At 34.2% G+C, this 16434-nt stretch carries 15 protein-coding genes; 6 read left to right on the plus strand and 9 right to left on the minus strand.

Annotated elements, in window-relative coordinates; all coding sequences use genetic code 11:
• Positions 1 to 76 precede the first annotated feature (76 nt).
• From K5V07_RS04770 to guaB, 5 genes are all read left to right on the plus strand, one after another.
• Positions 77 to 1105 carry a quinone-dependent dihydroorotate dehydrogenase gene (locus tag K5V07_RS04770; protein WP_221916591.1) on the plus strand — a complete coding sequence of 343 codons (1029 nt, stop codon included), beginning with the start codon at positions 77 to 79 and terminating at the stop codon, positions 1103 to 1105.
• Between the two features lie 151 nt (positions 1106 to 1256).
• Positions 1257 to 2120: a hydroxymethylglutaryl-CoA lyase gene (locus tag K5V07_RS04775; protein ID WP_221916592.1), complete on the plus strand. Its 864-nt coding sequence runs from the start codon at positions 1257 to 1259 to the stop codon at positions 2118 to 2120.
• Positions 2121 to 2228: 108 nt separating this feature from the next.
• Positions 2229 to 2780, plus strand: coding sequence for a hypothetical protein (locus K5V07_RS04780; RefSeq protein ID WP_221916593.1), 552 nt, complete (start codon positions 2229 to 2231; stop codon positions 2778 to 2780).
• The gene (locus K5V07_RS04785) at positions 2777 to 4168 is read left to right on the plus strand and encodes a DUF5723 family protein (protein WP_221916594.1); all 1392 of its coding nucleotides are present in this window, start codon (positions 2777 to 2779) and stop codon (positions 4166 to 4168) included. The genes K5V07_RS04780 and K5V07_RS04785 overlap by 4 nt, the downstream gene beginning before the upstream one ends.
• Before the next feature lie 241 nt (positions 4169 to 4409).
• Positions 4410 to 5882, plus strand: coding sequence for an IMP dehydrogenase (gene guaB / locus K5V07_RS04790; RefSeq protein ID WP_221916595.1), 1473 nt, complete (start codon positions 4410 to 4412; stop codon positions 5880 to 5882).
• Between the two features lie 136 nt (positions 5883 to 6018).
• Here the strand turns inward: guaB and K5V07_RS04795 are convergent, their stop codons facing one another.
• From K5V07_RS04795 to K5V07_RS04805, 3 genes are all read right to left on the minus strand, one after another.
• A complete protein-coding gene (locus tag K5V07_RS04795; RefSeq protein WP_221916596.1) occupies positions 6019 to 8253 on the minus strand; it encodes a cation:proton antiporter in 2235 nt (744 codons plus the stop codon).
• Between the two features lie 89 nt (positions 8254 to 8342).
• Positions 8343 to 9689 (minus strand): adenylosuccinate lyase, encoded by a 1347-nt coding sequence (gene purB / locus K5V07_RS04800; protein WP_221916597.1) that lies wholly within the window; start codon positions 9687 to 9689, stop codon positions 8343 to 8345.
• A gap of 68 nt (positions 9690 to 9757) precedes the next feature.
• The gene (locus tag K5V07_RS04805) at positions 9758 to 10450 is read right to left on the minus strand and encodes an NAD-dependent deacylase (protein ID WP_221916598.1); all 693 of its coding nucleotides are present in this window, start codon (positions 10448 to 10450) and stop codon (positions 9758 to 9760) included.
• A 221-nt stretch (positions 10451 to 10671) separates the two neighbouring features.
• Here K5V07_RS04805 and K5V07_RS04810 point away from each other — a divergent pair, with 221 nt between their 5' ends.
• Positions 10672 to 11334, plus strand: coding sequence for an RNA methyltransferase (locus K5V07_RS04810; protein ID WP_221916599.1), 663 nt, complete (start codon positions 10672 to 10674; stop codon positions 11332 to 11334).
• A 190-nt stretch (positions 11335 to 11524) separates the two neighbouring features.
• On the opposite strand, the gene amrB is transcribed toward K5V07_RS04810, so the two are convergent.
• The 6 genes from amrB to K5V07_RS04840 form a co-directional block, all read right to left on the minus strand.
• Positions 11525 to 12601 (minus strand): AmmeMemoRadiSam system protein B, encoded by a 1077-nt coding sequence (amrB, locus tag K5V07_RS04815; RefSeq protein ID WP_221916600.1) that lies wholly within the window; start codon positions 12599 to 12601, stop codon positions 11525 to 11527.
• 241 nt (positions 12602 to 12842) lie between these two features.
• On the minus strand, positions 12843 to 13091 hold the full coding sequence (locus K5V07_RS04820) for a hypothetical protein (RefSeq protein WP_182650937.1): 249 nt from the start codon (positions 13089 to 13091) through the stop codon (positions 12843 to 12845).
• A gap of 313 nt (positions 13092 to 13404) precedes the next feature.
• Positions 13405 to 14097: a fibrobacter succinogenes major paralogous domain-containing protein gene (locus tag K5V07_RS04825; RefSeq protein WP_221916601.1), complete on the minus strand. Its 693-nt coding sequence runs from the start codon at positions 14095 to 14097 to the stop codon at positions 13405 to 13407.
• A gap of 424 nt (positions 14098 to 14521) precedes the next feature.
• Positions 14522 to 15250, minus strand: coding sequence for a hypothetical protein (locus tag K5V07_RS04830; protein ID WP_221916602.1), 729 nt, complete (start codon positions 15248 to 15250; stop codon positions 14522 to 14524).
• 2 nt (positions 15251 to 15252) lie between these two features.
• Positions 15253 to 15744, minus strand: a complete 492-nt coding sequence (locus K5V07_RS04835; RefSeq protein WP_221916603.1) for a hypothetical protein — start codon at positions 15742 to 15744, stop codon at positions 15253 to 15255.
• Between the two features lie 93 nt (positions 15745 to 15837).
• Complete coding sequence (locus tag K5V07_RS04840) at positions 15838 to 16356, minus strand: hypothetical protein (protein ID WP_221916604.1); 519 nt, start codon at positions 16354 to 16356, stop codon at positions 15838 to 15840.
• Positions 16357 to 16434: the final 78 nt, after the last annotated feature.

Genomic DNA, 16434 nt, shown 5'->3' on the forward strand with positions numbered 1-16434 from the left:
CATCGTTATATTTTTTTTCTAAAAATTTATTTATCGCTGAGATAGTTATATTTTTGCATGACACAACAACACAATCATGTATAAATTGCTTTTACGTCCTATTCTTTTTTGGTTTGATCCGGAAGAGGTTCATTATTTTACTTTTTCTTGCATTCGATTTTTATCAAAAGTACCTGGTTTTCCTTTATTGTTTAGGTCACTTTATCTAGTAGACAATCCAAAATTAGAAACAGAAGTTTTTGGATTAAAATTTAAAAATCCCGTGGGACTTGCTGCAGGCTTTGATAAAGACGCTAAGTTGTATAAAGAACTCTCTAATTTTGGTTTTGGTTTTATTGAAATTGGAACCTTAACGCCCAAAGGGCAAGAGGGAAATCCTAAGAAAAGATTATTTCGTTTAAAAGAAGACAGTGCCATTATCAATCGAATGGGTTTTAATAATGGTGGAGTTCATGAAGCGGTTAATCGATTAAAAAGCAATGAGAAGGTTTTAATTGGTGGAAATATTGGTAAAAATAAAATTACATCAAATGAAGATGCTGCGCTAGATTATGAATTATGTTTTGATGCTTTGTATGATTATGTAGATTATTTTGTTGTCAATGTAAGTTCTCCTAATACCCCTAATTTAAGGGCCCTCCAGGACAAAGAACCGTTAACACTGTTGTTGCAAACCTTACAGAACAAGAATTTGGCTAAGCCAAAGCAAAAACCAATTTTACTTAAAATTGCTCCGGATCTTACTGATGATCAATTGTTTGATATTATAGATATTATAAGTATAACCGGTATTGCGGGAGTAATAGCAACCAATACCACTATTTCTCGCGAAGGTTTACAATCAGAGAATCGTATTGAAATGGGTGGGCTTTCAGGGAAACCACTTTCAAAACGCTCTACAGAAGTGATTCGATTCCTTTCAGAAAAAAGTAATAAAGCTTTTCCAATAATAGGTGTAGGGGGGATTCACTCCGCTGCCGATGCTCTTGAAAAACTAGATGCTGGAGCCAGTTTGATTCAGCTATACACTGGTTTTATATATGAAGGTCCAGCACTTGTTGTTGCAATTAACAAAGCCTTGTTAAAAAGAAAGTCAAAATCCTAACTAAAAAAAAGCCCACAAGCGTAGCTTTTTTTGTAATAGTCATTTAAGAAAAATGTGATTGATTACTGCTAATTTTCGGAATTTTTAAATTTTGCGTTAAACAGAAAAAACGATTTCGTAAAAACAATTACTTTAGTATCTTTGACTTTATATGGAGCCAATAAAAATTATAGAATGCCCGCGCGATGCCATGCAAGGCATAAAACCATTTATTCCTACAGCCAGAAAGGTAGCTTACATTCAATCTTTATTAAGAGTGGGGTTTGATAGTATTGATTTTGGAAGTTTTGTTTCTCCAAAAGCAATTCCACAAATGCAGGACACAGCCGAAGTGCTGGATCAATTGGATTTATCTCAAACTAAAAGCAAACTTCTTGCAATAATTGCCAATACACTGGGTGCTTCGCAGGCTGCAAGTCATGCAGCAATACAGTATCTTGGTTTTCCTTTTTCTATTTCTGAAAATTTTCAGATGCGTAATACACACAAAACCATTGCTGAATCTCTAGTAACTTTACAGGAAATTCTTGAAATTGCTGACAAATCAAATAAAGAGGTAGTTGCTTATTTATCAATGGGTTTTGGGAATCCATACGGTGATCCATGGGATGTGAGTATTGTGGGTGAATGGACTCAAAAATTAGCCGCAATGGGTGTTAAAATTTTATCCCTTTCAGACACAGTAGGAAGTTCAACGCCAGATGTGATTTCGTATTTGTTTTCAAATTTAATACCACAATACCCAGATATAGAGTTTGGAGCACATTTGCATACTACTCCTGATAAATGGTTTGAAAAAATTGATGCTGCTTATCTTGCGGGTTGTAGGCGTTTTGATGGTGCTATCCAAGGATTTGGAGGTTGTCCTATGGCAACCGATAATTTAACAGGAAACATGCCTACAGAAAAATTACTCTCTTATTTTACAGCAAAAAAAGAATATGCGGGCATGAGTCCTATGAGTTTTGAAAGTGCATATAATGAGGCATCAAAATTATTTGGAGAATTTCATTAAAAAAGCAATTGTATGCTTGTTTGTTGAAACTACATACTAGAGTTAATTTAATTTCGTTTTTTTAATAAAAAGTATGTATTTTTATATCAATCAAATTACTAATTCCAAATGAAAAAATCGCTCATAACATTCGTTTCTAGTTGCGTCTCTATCATATTTCTTTTTTCTTCATGTGCTAGTGATGTTGATTTTGATCAAGTGAACAATTTGAAATTGGAGCCTGTTTTTATAGCTAATTTAGCTTATTTCGAGGTTCCCGCTCCAGATTTTGTTACTAATGGCCAAGAGCAAAGCTTAGTTTTTGATGTGCCTGCAGTGGATGTTTTTTCAGATAAATTTTTCAGAGATAATCTAAAAAAAGCCTCTATTTTTACCGAAATGGAAAATACCATAAACAGAGCTTATGAAGTAGAACTTTTATTTTTAGACAAAGACAATATTACAGTTTACACAGCTAATTTTAATGTGGCAGCATATTCAGGAACCGTAAACAAAGTAAATAGGACGGATGTTTTTGAAAATGTGCAACTTGACTTGCTTAAAAGAACAACCAAAATAGCTTTCATATTGCGCATGTTACCAGGCCAACCATTGACCGAAACTAGTTCAGGGAAATTAATATTACGTTCAGGTGTAACGGCTTATCTTGTTGTAGAATGAAAAAAATAATTCACATTTTAACATTGCTCGTTGCATTTTGTAGTTGGTCACAAAACAAGCAAATTTTGTATAATTTCACGGCAATCCCACAATCATTGATGACAAACCCTGGTGCTGATTTTAAGTACAAATGGTATGCGGGTGTTCCATTATTATCTGGTGTTTCTGCAAATGTAGGTTCAAGTGGTTTTAGTACCTATGATCTTTTTGCAAACGATGGTATTGATTTTAATACAAAGTTGCGAAACGTAGTTTTGGCAACCAATCGAAATGATAAACTGGTTGTAAATCAGCAAATGGAAATCTTTAATGGCGGGTTTAGAATTTCGGGTGCGAACCGTGATGATTCTGATACGTATGTTTCTTTTGGAATGTATCAAGAGTTTGATATGATGAGTTATATGCCTAAGGATTTAGCCATTCTTGCAATTGATGGCAATAGTAATTACTTAGGTAAAATATTTGACTTAGGAGATTTAAGTATGAAAGCGGAGTTATTATCAGTATGGCATATTGGAGTACATAAAAATATTAGTAAAAATTTTATTGTAGGTGTTCGAGGAAAGATTTACTCCAGTATTTATAACGCTAATTCTACGAAAAACTCGGGTTATATTTATACAGGACCATCAAATATAGGTGTTTACGATCAAAGTATTTATTCGAATATGCAACTCAATACTTCAGGACTGGCAAAGTATGATGATGAAAATAATGAATCGGATGTAGTTAAGGACATTACAAATGGAGCTCTTTTAGGTGGTAATTTAGGTTTAGGTTTTGATGCAGGTTTTACTTATTATCCGTTACAAAACATACAAATAACAGGAAGTATTCTTGATGTAGGATTTATAAACCACACTAAGGACGTTGAAAGTTACACCTTAAAGGGAAGGTACAACTATCGTGGTATTGTACCTAGTTTTAGTTCAGGAGCTTCTGCCGAAAATATTTACAAAGAATTTCAAGAAGCCATTCCATTAGATACTATAAATTCAAAATACACAACATGGCGTCCTATTAAATTGAATTCTTCTTTCGAATATTCTTTTGATGAGGATAGTGAGGACGATTGTAATTGTAAAGGTAATGGAAACGAAGCAGTTTATAAAAGTGCAGTAGGAGCGCAATTATTTGTCATGTCTACTCCTAGAATGCCTATGTTTGCTTTTACAACTTATTTTTCGAGAAAAATCCTAAAAGGGTTACAGGCTAAGGCCACCTATACATTAGATACCTATTCTAGTAAAAATATAGGTTTGGGTTTGTCAACTACTGCAGGGCCTATAAATTTCTATCTAATGGCTGATAATTTGTTAGAATATAAGGATCTAACAAAAGCGAACAGCCTTTCTTTTCAGTTAGGATTCAATGTGATTGTAAAATAATTTGTAAACAATTGAAACAATTATTTCAAGAGAGTTTATAAACAGTACCAAGTTATATTTTTTTTAAATTTTAAAAAGCCCGTTTGTCTAAACGATTAAGATTGAGGTATTAAAATCAAGTATTCTTTTTAATAGAAATTGTTATTGAAGTAGTTTACTTTATTGATTTATCATTTTTATGTTCTTTTTCTGTGAAAAAAAATGTATATTTGCACGCAATTAAACTCCAACTACAATTGCAATGATCGCACACAACTCTAAGATTATCGGTGAAGGATTAACTTACGATGATGTTTTATTAGTTCCAAACTATTCTAACGTTCTTCCGCGTGAAGTAAGTATCCAATCAAAATTTTCAAGAAATATAACTCTTAATGTCCCTATTGTATCTGCAGCTATGGATACTGTTACCGAAAGTGCTATGGCTATTGCAATGGCACAAGAAGGAGGAATAGGTGTTTTGCATAAAAACATGACTATCGAGCAGCAAGCAACTAAAGTTCGTAAGGTAAAACGTGCTGAATCAGGTATGATTATCGATCCAGTAACTTTGCCACTGAGTTCTACCGTTGCTGATGCAAAAAATGTTATGAAAGAATTTGGTATTGGCGGTATCCCTATCGTTGATGAAAATAAAATTTTAAAAGGAATTGTTACTAACAGAGATTTGCGTTTTGAAAAAAATAATGCAAGACCTATTGTTGAAGTAATGACTAGCGAAAATCTAGTTACTGTTGCCGAAGGAACTTCATTAGAACAAGCTGAAGTAGTTTTACAAGGATATAAAATTGAAAAATTACCTGTTGTAAATGCAGATTATAAATTGGTAGGTTTAATCACTTTTAGAGACATTACCAAATTAACTCAAAAACCGATCGCCAACAAAGATGTATATGGACGTTTGCGCGTTGCTGCAGCGATTGGGGTTACGGGCGATGCCATACAAAGGGCTGAAGCTTTAGTAAATGCGGGTGTGGATGCAATCATTATCGATACTGCTCACGGACACACACAAGGCGTGCTGAATACCTTGAAAGAAGTTAAATCTAAATTTCCTCAAATTGATGTTATCGTGGGTAACATTGCAACTCCTGAAGCAGCTAAATTTTTAGTTGAAAACGGCGCTGATGGTGTAAAAGTAGGTATCGGTCCAGGTTCTATCTGTACGACTCGTATTGTTGCAGGTGTTGGTTTTCCTCAGTTTTCTGCAGTGCTTGAAGTAGCTGCTGCCTTAAAAGGAACCGGTGTTCCTGTAATTGCTGATGGTGGAATTCGTTATACAGGTGATATCCCTAAAGCTTTAGCCGCTGGTGCCGATTGTGTAATGTTAGGTTCACTTCTTGCAGGTACCAAAGAATCTCCAGGTGAAACCATTATTTTCGAAGGTAGAAAATTTAAGTCATACAGAGGAATGGGTTCTGTTGAAGCTATGGAAACGGGTTCTAAAGACCGTTACTTTCAGGATGTTGAAGATGATGTAAAAAAATTAGTTCCAGAAGGAATTGTTGGTCGCGTACCTTACAAAGGAGAACTAAACGAAAGTATGTTACAATTCATTGGTGGTCTTCGTGCTGGAATGGGATACTGTGGTGCAAAAGACATTCCTACGCTACAAGAAACGGGACGTTTTGTTCGCATTACTGCCAGTGGTATCAATGAAAGTCACCCACATAATGTGACTATAACAAAAGAAGCTCCTAATTATTCAAGATAGTTGTTGAGCGAATTTCAGATGGATATTTGAAATAGCTTTAGGATTACAATAAATTAAAGCCATTAAGAAAATTACATAAGCGTTCAATTGCTGTTGAAACTTAATTTTCTTAATGGTTTTTTTTATGGAAAAAAGGCTAAGATCTTAAAAAGGCAGCAATTTTTTTCTTCTCGCCTGCAATCCATAAAATATCGCTTTCCTCTAATACTAGGTGAGATTCAGGATTTAAGGTTCGTTTTCCATTGCGTTCAATACCAACAATAATACCATGGGTGTTTTCTCTTATCTGCGATTCGCGAATACTTTTGCCTATATAAATTCGATTTTTTAATTCCAGTTTTTGAAGAATAATATCAGTCTCAACCACTTTTTCGGCAACATCAATTTCGTTTTTATCTAAGTAGATTTTGAATTCCTTAACTTGTTTATCCGTTCCTATAACACTTATTTCATCTCCAGGAAACAATCTTTCGGTTCGCAAAGGAATATTTATAACTACTTCTCCGCGTCTTATAGAGGCAATATTGATTTCAAATTGTTCTCTAATTTTTAATTCTTCAAGAGTTTTTCCAGCTAAATTAGATTCTTTGGCAATGTCAAATTCGGTCATGTGTCCGTCCCAAGGAGAGAGTGTATTTTGTCGTTTATTTTCTTTTCTAATTTCTCGGTCATTGTAGTTGCTCATAAAATGATCTTCAATTTTGTGATAAACAGCATGTAATCTTTTTGGGAATAAGATGTAAGCACCTATGGCAATTAAAAAAGCTATTGCAGCAATTCCTGCTGAGAAAAAAGTATTTAAAATAAAGCCAACATAAAATAGAGAAAGCGCTATTCTAAAAAGTACTAGCATGATAATTGGTCCATAATGCTTTTTCTGTTCCAATAAGATTTGAACTTGTTTGACTGCTACTCTTCTTAATGATAGCGCCCACAAAAATGGTGATAAAATTATGAGCGTGATCAATGCCGCAATAGCATTTCCAAATTTTGAATTTTCTACTAACGGAAGTATAAAATTTGACGAAAGTAAAATAATAGCAACAATAATGATAGAGTGAAGCACCACTTGTGTGAGATAACTTCTCATTACAATTTGCCAATTGCTTAATAATTTTATTTCTTCGGTGTTAGAGCTGTAGAGTTTAATTCTTTTCACCCATCTTTTAGGAAGTTTCTTTTCGACAAAAACAGCAAACGGTTCTGCAAACTTGACCATAAACGGAGTTGTAAAAGTGGTAATTGCGGATACCGCTACAACAATAGGATATAAAAAATCGCTTGTTACTTTTAGGGTGGTTCCCAATGTAGCGATGATAAATGAAAATTCTCCAATTTGAGATAAACTCATACCGGATTGTATGGACTGTTTAAGTGGCTGCCCTGATAACAAAGAACCTATTGTAGAACTTATGGATTGACCAAAGATTACAATCAATGTTAAAACAGCGACAGGGAAAGCATATTCTAGCAGTGTATTCGGATCAATTAACATTCCAACGGATACAAAGAAAACAGCGCCAAATAAGTCTTTTACAGGTTTTACAAGATGTTCTATGTGTTCCGCTTGAGTGGTTTCGGCAATGATAGATCCCATAATAAAGGCGCCAAGAGCAGGTGAAAATCCAACGTTTGCTGCAAAAATCACCATTAGTAAACACAAGGCTAACGAAATGATCAACATCATTTCATCGGTTAATAAATGTTTGGCTTTTTTTAATAATGTTGGTATAAAAAAGATACCTACTACAAACCAGATGGTCAAAAAGAAAATCAGTTTTAAAACGGATTGCACCAATTCCATTCCAGAAAACTGCTGACTCACCGCAACTGTTGAGAGCAAAACCATCATTAAAATGGCAATAATATCTTGAACAATAAGAGAGCCAATTACGTTTCCAGCAAATTTTTGAGATTTTACGCCCAGTTCATCAAAGGTTTTTAAAATTATGGTCGTGGAAGAAATGGATAATATTACGCCAAGAAAAATACTGTTCATTTTACTCCATCCCAAAAATTGACCGGTAAAAAATCCCAGGGTTACTAATGTAATTATTTGTGTAAACGCAGTGATAGAAGCCGTACCGCCCACTTTTACCAATTTTTTAAAACTGAATTCGAGTCCTAAACTGAATAGCAAAAAAATAACGCCGATCTCAGCCCAAACTTTCACACTGTTAACATCTTTTACTGTTGGGAAAAAATCAAATTCAGAACTTGCTAAAAATCCTGCAACCAAATACCCTAAAACCAAAGGCTGTTTCATAATTCGAAATAACAACACAGCTATGGCAGCAGTGATTAGGATTAAACCTAAATCAGTTATTAAATCGGGTAAATGAACTACTGAAGTTGCTAAAAAGGGAAACATAAATTTTGAATTTTTACTAAAATAACAAAAAAATCTGCTTTTATCAAGTGACAAAAGCAGATTTGAGAAAAGTATAACAAAATTTAGGCTTAGATTCCTAAGAAATTGCTTGGAGTAATTTGCATTAATTCAGCTTTTATCAATTCAGATACATCCAGTGTTGCAATAAAACCATGAATGGCGTTTTTATCAATCGCTTCATTGGTTCTAGTCAATCCTTTCAAGGCTTCGTAAGGATTTGGATATCCTTCACGACGTAAAATAGTCTGAATAGCCTCCGCTACAACAGCCCAGTTTTTCTCTAAATCTTCGTGAAATTTAGGTTCGTTCAAGAGTAATTTATTCAAGCCTTTCAAAGTAGCTTCAAATCCTATGATGGTATGACCGATTGGTACGCCCACATTTCTTAAAACAGTACTATCTGTTAAATCACGTTGCAATCTTGACAGCGGTAATTTTGCCGAAAGGTGTTCAAAAATAGCATTGGCAATCCCTAAGTTTCCTTCTGAGTTTTCAAAGTCAATTGGGTTTACTTTATGCGGCATGGCTGACGATCCTATTTCGCCTGCTTTTATCTTTTGCTTAAAATACTCCATTGAAACATACGTCCATATGTCTCTATCCAAGTCAATAATGATGGTGTTTATTCTTTTTAACGCATCAAAAAACGCTGCAAAATGATCGTAATGTTCTATTTGTGTGGTTGGGAAGGAGTGGTGTAATCCTAAAATATCTTCGACAAATTTCCCTCCAAATTGTTTCCAATCAATTTGTGGGTAAGCTACATGGTGGGCATTGTAATTTCCAGTAGCACCGCCAAATTTAGCTGCAAAAGGGATATTGAATAACAAACGCATTTGCTCCTCTAGTCGTTCTACAAAAACGCCAATTTCTTTACCCAATCGAGTAGGTGAGGCAGGCTGTCCGTGTGTGCGTGCTAGCATAGGCACGTCTTTCCATTCCACGCTCAATTCTTTCAACTTTGCTGTCAAAGCGATTAACGACGGCATGTATACTTTTTCAAAAGCCTCTTTAGTCGATAACGGAATCGCGGTATTATTAATGTCTTGGGAAGTTAACCCAAAATGAATGAACTCTTTGTATTGTGATAAACCTAGTTTTTCAAAAGCATCTTTGATAAAGTATTCTACCGCTTTTACATCGTGGTTGGTTACTTTTTCTGTTTCTTTAATCCAAAGTGCATCTTCTGTCGAAAAGTTTTGGTAAATGTTGCGTAAACTTTCAAATAAATCCGAATTCACCCCAGCAAGTTGTGGCAAAGGCACTTCGCACAAAGCAATGAAATATTCAATTTCAACCAGTACGCGGTATTTAATTAAAGCTTCTTCTGAGAAAAATGGAGCTAAAGAAAGGGTTTTACTTCTATATCTTCCATCAATTGGAGAAATAGCATTCAATTCGTTTAAAGTAGTCATTGTTGTGTTATTTGTTGTAAAAGCACAAATATAAACCTTTAAAGGCAATTTATAAAAGGAATATTTTTTTAAATATCCCTCAAGAGTGTGGCTTTTAATTGTTGCATTCCCTTTGTTGCAATTTCAGGAATCACTTGCAGTTGATTTCTCAAGTTCGGAATTTTAATCGGTTTGGGGTCAATGTAAAATAGTGGTGTTGTCACTTTGGTAAAATCAATCAAACCTGCCGCCGGATACACTTGTAACGAGGTGCCTATCACTGCAAAATAATCAGCAGTTTCTGTAATCGAAACCGCTTCTTCAAGTGCAGGAACTTCTTCGCCAAACCATACAATGTGTGGACGCAATTGATTTTGATTTTCATCAAAGTCGCCAAAATTCAAATCTTCGGTCCAGTTCAAAATATAATCATGGATGCGTGTACTGCGCACTTTTAACAATTCCCCATGCAGGTGCAGTACTTGTGTGCTGCCAGCACGTTCGTGCAAATCGTCTACATTTTGAGTGATGATATGTACATTGAATTCCGACTCCAATTCTGCTAAAATATAATGAGCTGCGTTAGGAGTAACCTCTTTGAGCTGTCGACGCCTTTGGTTGTAAAAATCAAGTACCAAAGCAGGATTTTTATGCCAACCTTCGGGCGTGGCCACATCTTGAACATTATGCCCTTCCCAAAGTCCGTCACTATCTCGAAACGTTTTAATACCGCTTTCAGCACTAATTCCAGCGCCAGTCAAAACTACTAATTTCTTTTTCATGTTCTATTTTTTTGGGCGTGTTCGCCGCGGCGACCGGGCTTTCTGCTCTATCTTTATGGGCAAAAAAAGCCCAAAAAGGATGCCGCGTCAATCCCTCACGCAAATCCCGTAAATGTACTTCGTTTAACTTTCAAAGCACAATTCGTAATAGATCAATACTAGCTGTTCTTTAAAAGATAAAACTAGTCTTTTTTACTATTTTTGCCAAAAAATAATCCCACATGATCGATTTAAAATTTCTCGAGTTTCTTGAAAATATCCTCACAGATAATCGCAAAGAGAAATTCTTGAAAGTATTGCAAAACAGAACCAAACATTTTACAATAGCTGTTGAAGATGTATTTCAAATGCACAATACGAGTGCTGTTATGCGCAGTTGCGAAGTTTTTGGTATTCAAGAACTGAACGTAATTGAACAGCGCTACGGAAAAAGTATCGATAAAGAAATTGCCATGGGCGCCCAAAAATGGGTTGACATTAACACTTTCGATAGTGTAACAACTTGTGTTGACACTTTAAAAAATAAAGGTTACCAAATTATCGCTACCACGCCACACGACAACGATTGTTTGATGGAAGATTTTGATATATCTAAACCCAGCGCCTTATTTTTTGGCACCGAACGCGATGGTTTATCTGAGGAAATCTTGCAACGTGCCGATGGTTTTTTAAAAATCCCCATGGTAGGTTTCACCGAAAGTTTGAATATTTCCGTTTCTGCAGCGATCATCATTCAAAACCTAACTAATAGATTGCGAAGTTCTAATATTGATTGGCACTTAACCGAAAACGAAATCCTAGAAAAACGTTTGGCTTGGGCCAAAAATTCTATTAAAGATATTAAAAGAATTGAAAAACGGTATTTTGAGGAAAACCCAAAGTAGTGTAAAAAAAAACTTTAATTATATTGTAAAGATTTGCTGCGGCATAGGGAGGAGCGAAGCACACAAATTAGATTCGTATTTTGATGATGTGATCATTGATATCACGGATTAAAAATTCGTCAGGTCGGGAATGTTTTTAAACAGTTCGAAGTTCTGTTAATTGATGTCTTCAACCTCCAGAATTACATCTCTATTCAAATTTTATACTCGCATATCCTACCCAGTGTTGTTGAGTTGCTATAGCTGTAGTTCCCATACCTAAATCTTCTACTTTTATAAGTTCATGATCAATACTTGATGCGTAACCTAAAAAAGTTCCTGTCAAAGGTTTGTTGTACAATGCCTGATTTAATTTATTGGCGAAACTTACTCCAAATGGCACCGAATAACGGCCACACCAAACCCAATTGTATTCTTTGTAATTTGTGTTTTTTACGGTGTATTCGGTAAAGTTTTTTACTTTTTCAGTATTCATTTCGTTTACTAAACATTTTTCAATAATTTCCATATCCAAAGCCCTAGCTTTTTTGGTGCCTTCATCATCAACTCCAAAAGGAGCTAAATCGCCACTCCATTCTTCATTGCCATAATGTACCGCATCATTGGAAATTACTACTGCCACGTCCTTTCCATATATAAGATGCTTTTGTTTTAAAATTTTTGCTACCACATCAGAGAAAACATTGCTAATGCTATCAATTGTTTCGTAATTGATATAAGGCACCAGTATTGGAATAATTTGTAGGTTCTTGTTTTTGCGATGTAAAAAAGGTACTATAGCTTCTAATGAATGTTCTAACTCTTGCATGTCGTTATGAACTAGATAAGTTGATTTTGGCAGTTGCGCCATAATTTCAGCATTTAAATCAGACACTTTTAAATCACCATAAGGCGATTGCCAATGTGTGAAATCTCCAAAGATGATTTTGTCTTGAAGTTTAAAGTTTCGAGCGCGATGTGCAACACCAATTAAAATAATCGTGTTGGCGTTAATGCCTTTAAGCGATTCGTAATACAACCGTCCGGCGTATTTATAATCGTCATGCGGACTTATAGCTGCTTTCCATTGCATTTTATTTTTAGAATCCTTAATCCCTAAACGGTTATAAATAGAATCTAACTGCCAATTGTATTTTGTAAAACCAATTGTATCATGCACAGGCCTAACTCTCTTTTCTAGTGCTAAGACTTGTGCTGGATTTTTGACATTTTTTTTACTTGTACAACTGAAACAACACAAACAAATCAAAATAAATAGTAATCGCATATCAAATTTTATTTTAAGCAATTTACGTTAAAAAACGCTAGCATATAGCGGTCGCAATTTTCAGATCCATTTTTGCTTTTTGGATGTTTTTTAGTCCCTTTCTAGTGCTTGCTAACAACATTTATAATGATATAAAAAAATGTTTTGGAGTTTCATTCCCAATATTTTTTTTACAGTTTGCCCAAAAGGATACGCTACTCATTTGGTTTCAATTGCATGAGGAGATTTAAATATCTTTCAATTAAACATTTCTAGACTTTATTTCAGTTTTTATGGAATTGTATATTACAAACATGGGTAGCAAAGTAAGAGGAAAAATGAAGCATGGCATAAATAAAACAGGGTTAAATGGCTTATTTGCATAAAGACTCATCATTGTTCCAATAGCTATAATAAATAGGATTCCAAAACCAATAATTACTCCTTTTATTGTGTTTTTTCTTTTTAGTAAATCTGAATCATTCATTTCTTGTAAAGTATTTTTTTTCATAGGTTTAGTTTTAATTTAAGTACAAATTAGTCTGAACTAATTTTATACTTTAAAAGTATTTTCAGATGAATTTACAATCAGATTTGGTTGATATTTAAGACGATAAGGTTCATATGATTTTAGTAAAAATTTCCTGCTTAGTTGTTTTCGCCCAAGAAGATTCTTGTGAAAATAGCGTCTGTAAACAGTTTGTCATTTTTACAATTGTTTATAGAAGTAAAGTTTTTAAAACGCTTAAGTCCTGCTTTTTTGATTAGGAAAACGGTATACATTAAGCATACTACTCCGTGTAGAAAAATTAGATAGACTGCAGTTACTCTTTAATACATCGCACTCCTACACCAATATTAATGATGTTTTCTGAATAGGAGATAGTATTTTGGTCGTGTACCAAGTTAATCACTATTCTGAAAAAACCATCTGAAGTTTTAGTTGTTGTAGCCCAATTAGAAATTATTTCACTGGCTTTTGGTGTACCAAGAACATCAACATATCCATTTGCTAATCCATTAAAGCCAATGGCATCAGTGCCAAATCCTGAGTGAATCCATCCTGTTTTTGACTTTAAAGCTTTCCCTTCATTACCACTGTGTCCATTTGTTTTGAGGTAATTTTCTAAAATTTCGAAATCTTTTTTACTAGGTATTCTCCATCCAGTTGGAGCGAGTTTTCCACTATCTAATACAAGATCGCTGTACATTGCGCCATAGTAATCTGAAGGTAATTCTTCGGAAAACACATTGTTTAAATCATTTGTATTGGCCCATTGGTAGTGAGCAATACTATTCCATTTATCTGAAAAAGCATATTTAGGAATTGGTGTTCCATCATTATATTTCGTTGTTTTTAAGTTTTCTAACATCCATGTTTGAGTACCTATTTTTAAAGTTTTATAGGTGTTGCCATCACGATCAACTAATTTTCCGAATGCGTTGTTGGTGTCACTTTCTTCATTTTTCGAACAAGAGATAATTATTAAAAACAGAAGTGGAAGTAGTTTTTTCATATATGAATGGTTTTATGTTAATTTTTATAATTATCTATTTAAAAAAAGCTTTAAGGAACTAAAATAATAAAATTATTTCAACTACAGCTGTCTCGTCAGGATAATATTATTGCTGGAGCTGGTCGTGGGAATAAATTGCATTAGCTATTATTCTTTAGGTTCTCATAAATAGATAGAACCAAAGGAAAAGTTACAAAGACAATCCAAATTGCAATATGCTTTGGAACAATTTCGAAGTAAAAATTGAAATAAAAAATACCTATCGTGAAGCAAATACAGCACACAGAATGTAAAATTTCAATTTGATTCTTTATCAAAAACAATTTGAAAGTGTTAGCAACCGAATAAACGTAAATATACAAGACTTACGTAAAAAAAAACTACTTTCTACAAAGTCGTTTTATCTATTACTCAAAAGAGAAAATTAAAAATTTGTTTCGCTCTCTAGTTGTATGTCTTTAATATCGTTCGGATTCATTTTATAGCGGTAAACCCCTTTGTTCCCAATTGCAAATAAAGTATTGTCTCGTATAATTACGTCAAAACAATTTTTGTCGATTGAGTGTACCAAAACAGGTTCTACAGGATTTTCAATGTTAAATATTTTGAGAACATCGTCGCAAACCAGAAGGTATTTTGCAGTGTAAAAACCAATTCCCTTGGGTTGCATGAGATTTCGACTGTGAATTAATTTGGGGTTTTTAAGATCCTTAGTGTCGTAAACTTGCAAAACGTTGATGTTATTGCCACAGGTAGTATTTGAATTCAAGGTTACATAAGAATGTGTGCTGTTTGCAATAACAGGGTCGCAAGCGGTAAAGTGTCGTACGCTTGATAATTTGGTTGGGTTTTCAGGATTACTAATCGAATAAATAAACATCCCGTTTCTAGAGCCAATAAACAAGTTATCTCCATAAGCGAACAGCGTTTCGATGTCAAAGCCAATAGGAATATCGTTCACTTTAACGGGTTTTTCGCCGTCTATTAACGAAAATACATTTAATTTCATATGGTCTACGCTATATAGATAATTGCCTTTTAAGGCAAAAATAGCAAGTGAACCGCCTTGTCCGACACTATCGTTTGATGCGCTATCATTGTTAGAACAACCGATTGTAATTATCAAAAGGAAGAAGAATATAATTTTTTTCATGATTATTTTTTTAAATTCCAGTCAATTATAATTTCATTGTCTTTTGTGTAGCCAAATGTCCCGTTTGGAGCTTGCTTTTGCGGAAAAACATTTTTATTTCGGTTGGTAACCTTAAAAATTTTTGTTGTCGGATCGAACGTGGCGGTGACTAAATCTACAGCTTGATTGATGTACACCGTATTGCCTTTGATGGCTAAATCAGTGGCTCCTGGCGCCTTTATAAAATAGAGTCGTTCTGGTTTACTTGGATTTGCATAATCGTAAACATGAAATCCTTTGTTAACATCATTAATAAACATTAAATCTCCTTTAACGTAAATTTTTCCTGATTTAACAATGGGCTGTGTGTTTTGAAAAACGATTGAAGTTTCTAGGACGCTACGAGTAATGATTACAGGTTGGTATTCTTGTCTCTGAAAGTCATTGGGATCGGTTGTTGGCCAGCAGGAAACAAACAAAATTGAAACCAGCAATAGAAGTACTGTTTTTTTCATAGTCTAATGTTTCCTTAAAGATAACTAAAGGTTTTTTTGGTTGCGTTACCTTTTGGTTAAATTTAGATTCACAAGGAATTAGCAATCAGAAATCTATTGGTTTAATTCAAAGAGGTTTTCTAAAAAAGCGATTTTTTCTTTTTCTTCCCACAGTTTGGTGTAAATAAGCAAGTTCAAGAATTCGGTTTTACTGGCGCCAAACAGAAAAATAGTATCTAATTTCTTGTCATTGTATTTCCAAATGATATAACCAAGTGTTGCATTTTCCTTTATTTTCGACACGTTAAATTTTTGTTCTTTGTAGTAATCTGAATCCCATTGGTAAAAAAGACTAACCTGTTCAAATGCAGTTGCAGTATTCTTGTAAAAAGGGTAGGCTTTCATTAGATTTCTTGCAACAGCAATGACTACACCGTCATTATTTTTTAAATAGGTCTGCCCTGAATCTGCTGTGGTATTTAATATTTGCCATTTCCCTGGTATTTTTACAGCTTCGGTAGCGGTTTTTACGGTCGTGAAATCATTGCTTTCTTGGCACAGTGCTTTGTATGGTAAAGCCATAAGAAGTAGAATGATCAGTTGTAGAAATTGACTGTTTTTTGAAGGTTTCATAGGTGATTTTAAATTGGTTTTTGCTAAGGATTAGTGTTTGGCAGAATTTTAATTTTTCAGAAAATTCTTTTTTGGCAA

The organism is Flavobacterium sp. CHNK8 (assembly GCF_019774515.1).
GTDB classification, from domain to species: Bacteria; Bacteroidota; Bacteroidia; order Flavobacteriales; family Flavobacteriaceae; genus Flavobacterium; species Flavobacterium tiangeerense.

Coding starts and splice junctions, on each gene's coding strand:
- K5V07_RS04795 (WP_221916596.1), bottom strand. CDS start 8,253: ATGTTTCCCTTTTTAGCAACTTCAGTAGTTCATTTACCCGATTTAATA.
- K5V07_RS04835 (WP_221916603.1), bottom strand. CDS start 15,744: ATGAAAAAAACAGTACTTCTATTGCTGGTTTCAATTTTGTTTGTTTCC.
- amrB (WP_221916600.1), bottom strand. CDS start 12,601: ATGCGATTACTATTTATTTTGATTTGTTTGTGTTGTTTCAGTTGTACA.
- K5V07_RS04820 (WP_182650937.1), bottom strand. CDS start 13,091: ATGAAAAAAAATACTTTACAAGAAATGAATGATTCAGATTTACTAAAA.
- K5V07_RS04825 (WP_221916601.1), bottom strand. CDS start 14,097: ATGAAAAAACTACTTCCACTTCTGTTTTTAATAATTATCTCTTGTTCG.
- K5V07_RS04785 (WP_221916594.1), top strand. CDS start 2,777: ATGAAAAAAATAATTCACATTTTAACATTGCTCGTTGCATTTTGTAGT.
- K5V07_RS04770 (WP_221916591.1), top strand. CDS start 77: ATGTATAAATTGCTTTTACGTCCTATTCTTTTTTGGTTTGATCCGGAA.
- K5V07_RS04805 (WP_221916598.1), bottom strand. CDS start 10,450: ATGAAAAAGAAATTAGTAGTTTTGACTGGCGCTGGAATTAGTGCTGAA.
- K5V07_RS04780 (WP_221916593.1), top strand. CDS start 2,229: ATGAAAAAATCGCTCATAACATTCGTTTCTAGTTGCGTCTCTATCATA.
- K5V07_RS04840 (WP_221916604.1), bottom strand. CDS start 16,356: ATGAAACCTTCAAAAAACAGTCAATTTCTACAACTGATCATTCTACTT.
- K5V07_RS04830 (WP_221916602.1), bottom strand. CDS start 15,250: ATGAAAAAAATTATATTCTTCTTCCTTTTGATAATTACAATCGGTTGT.
- purB (WP_221916597.1), bottom strand. CDS start 9,689: ATGACTACTTTAAACGAATTGAATGCTATTTCTCCAATTGATGGAAGA.
- K5V07_RS04775 (WP_221916592.1), top strand. CDS start 1,257: ATGGAGCCAATAAAAATTATAGAATGCCCGCGCGATGCCATGCAAGGC.
- K5V07_RS04810 (WP_221916599.1), top strand. CDS start 10,672: ATGATCGATTTAAAATTTCTCGAGTTTCTTGAAAATATCCTCACAGAT.
- guaB (WP_221916595.1), top strand. CDS start 4,410: ATGATCGCACACAACTCTAAGATTATCGGTGAAGGATTAACTTACGAT.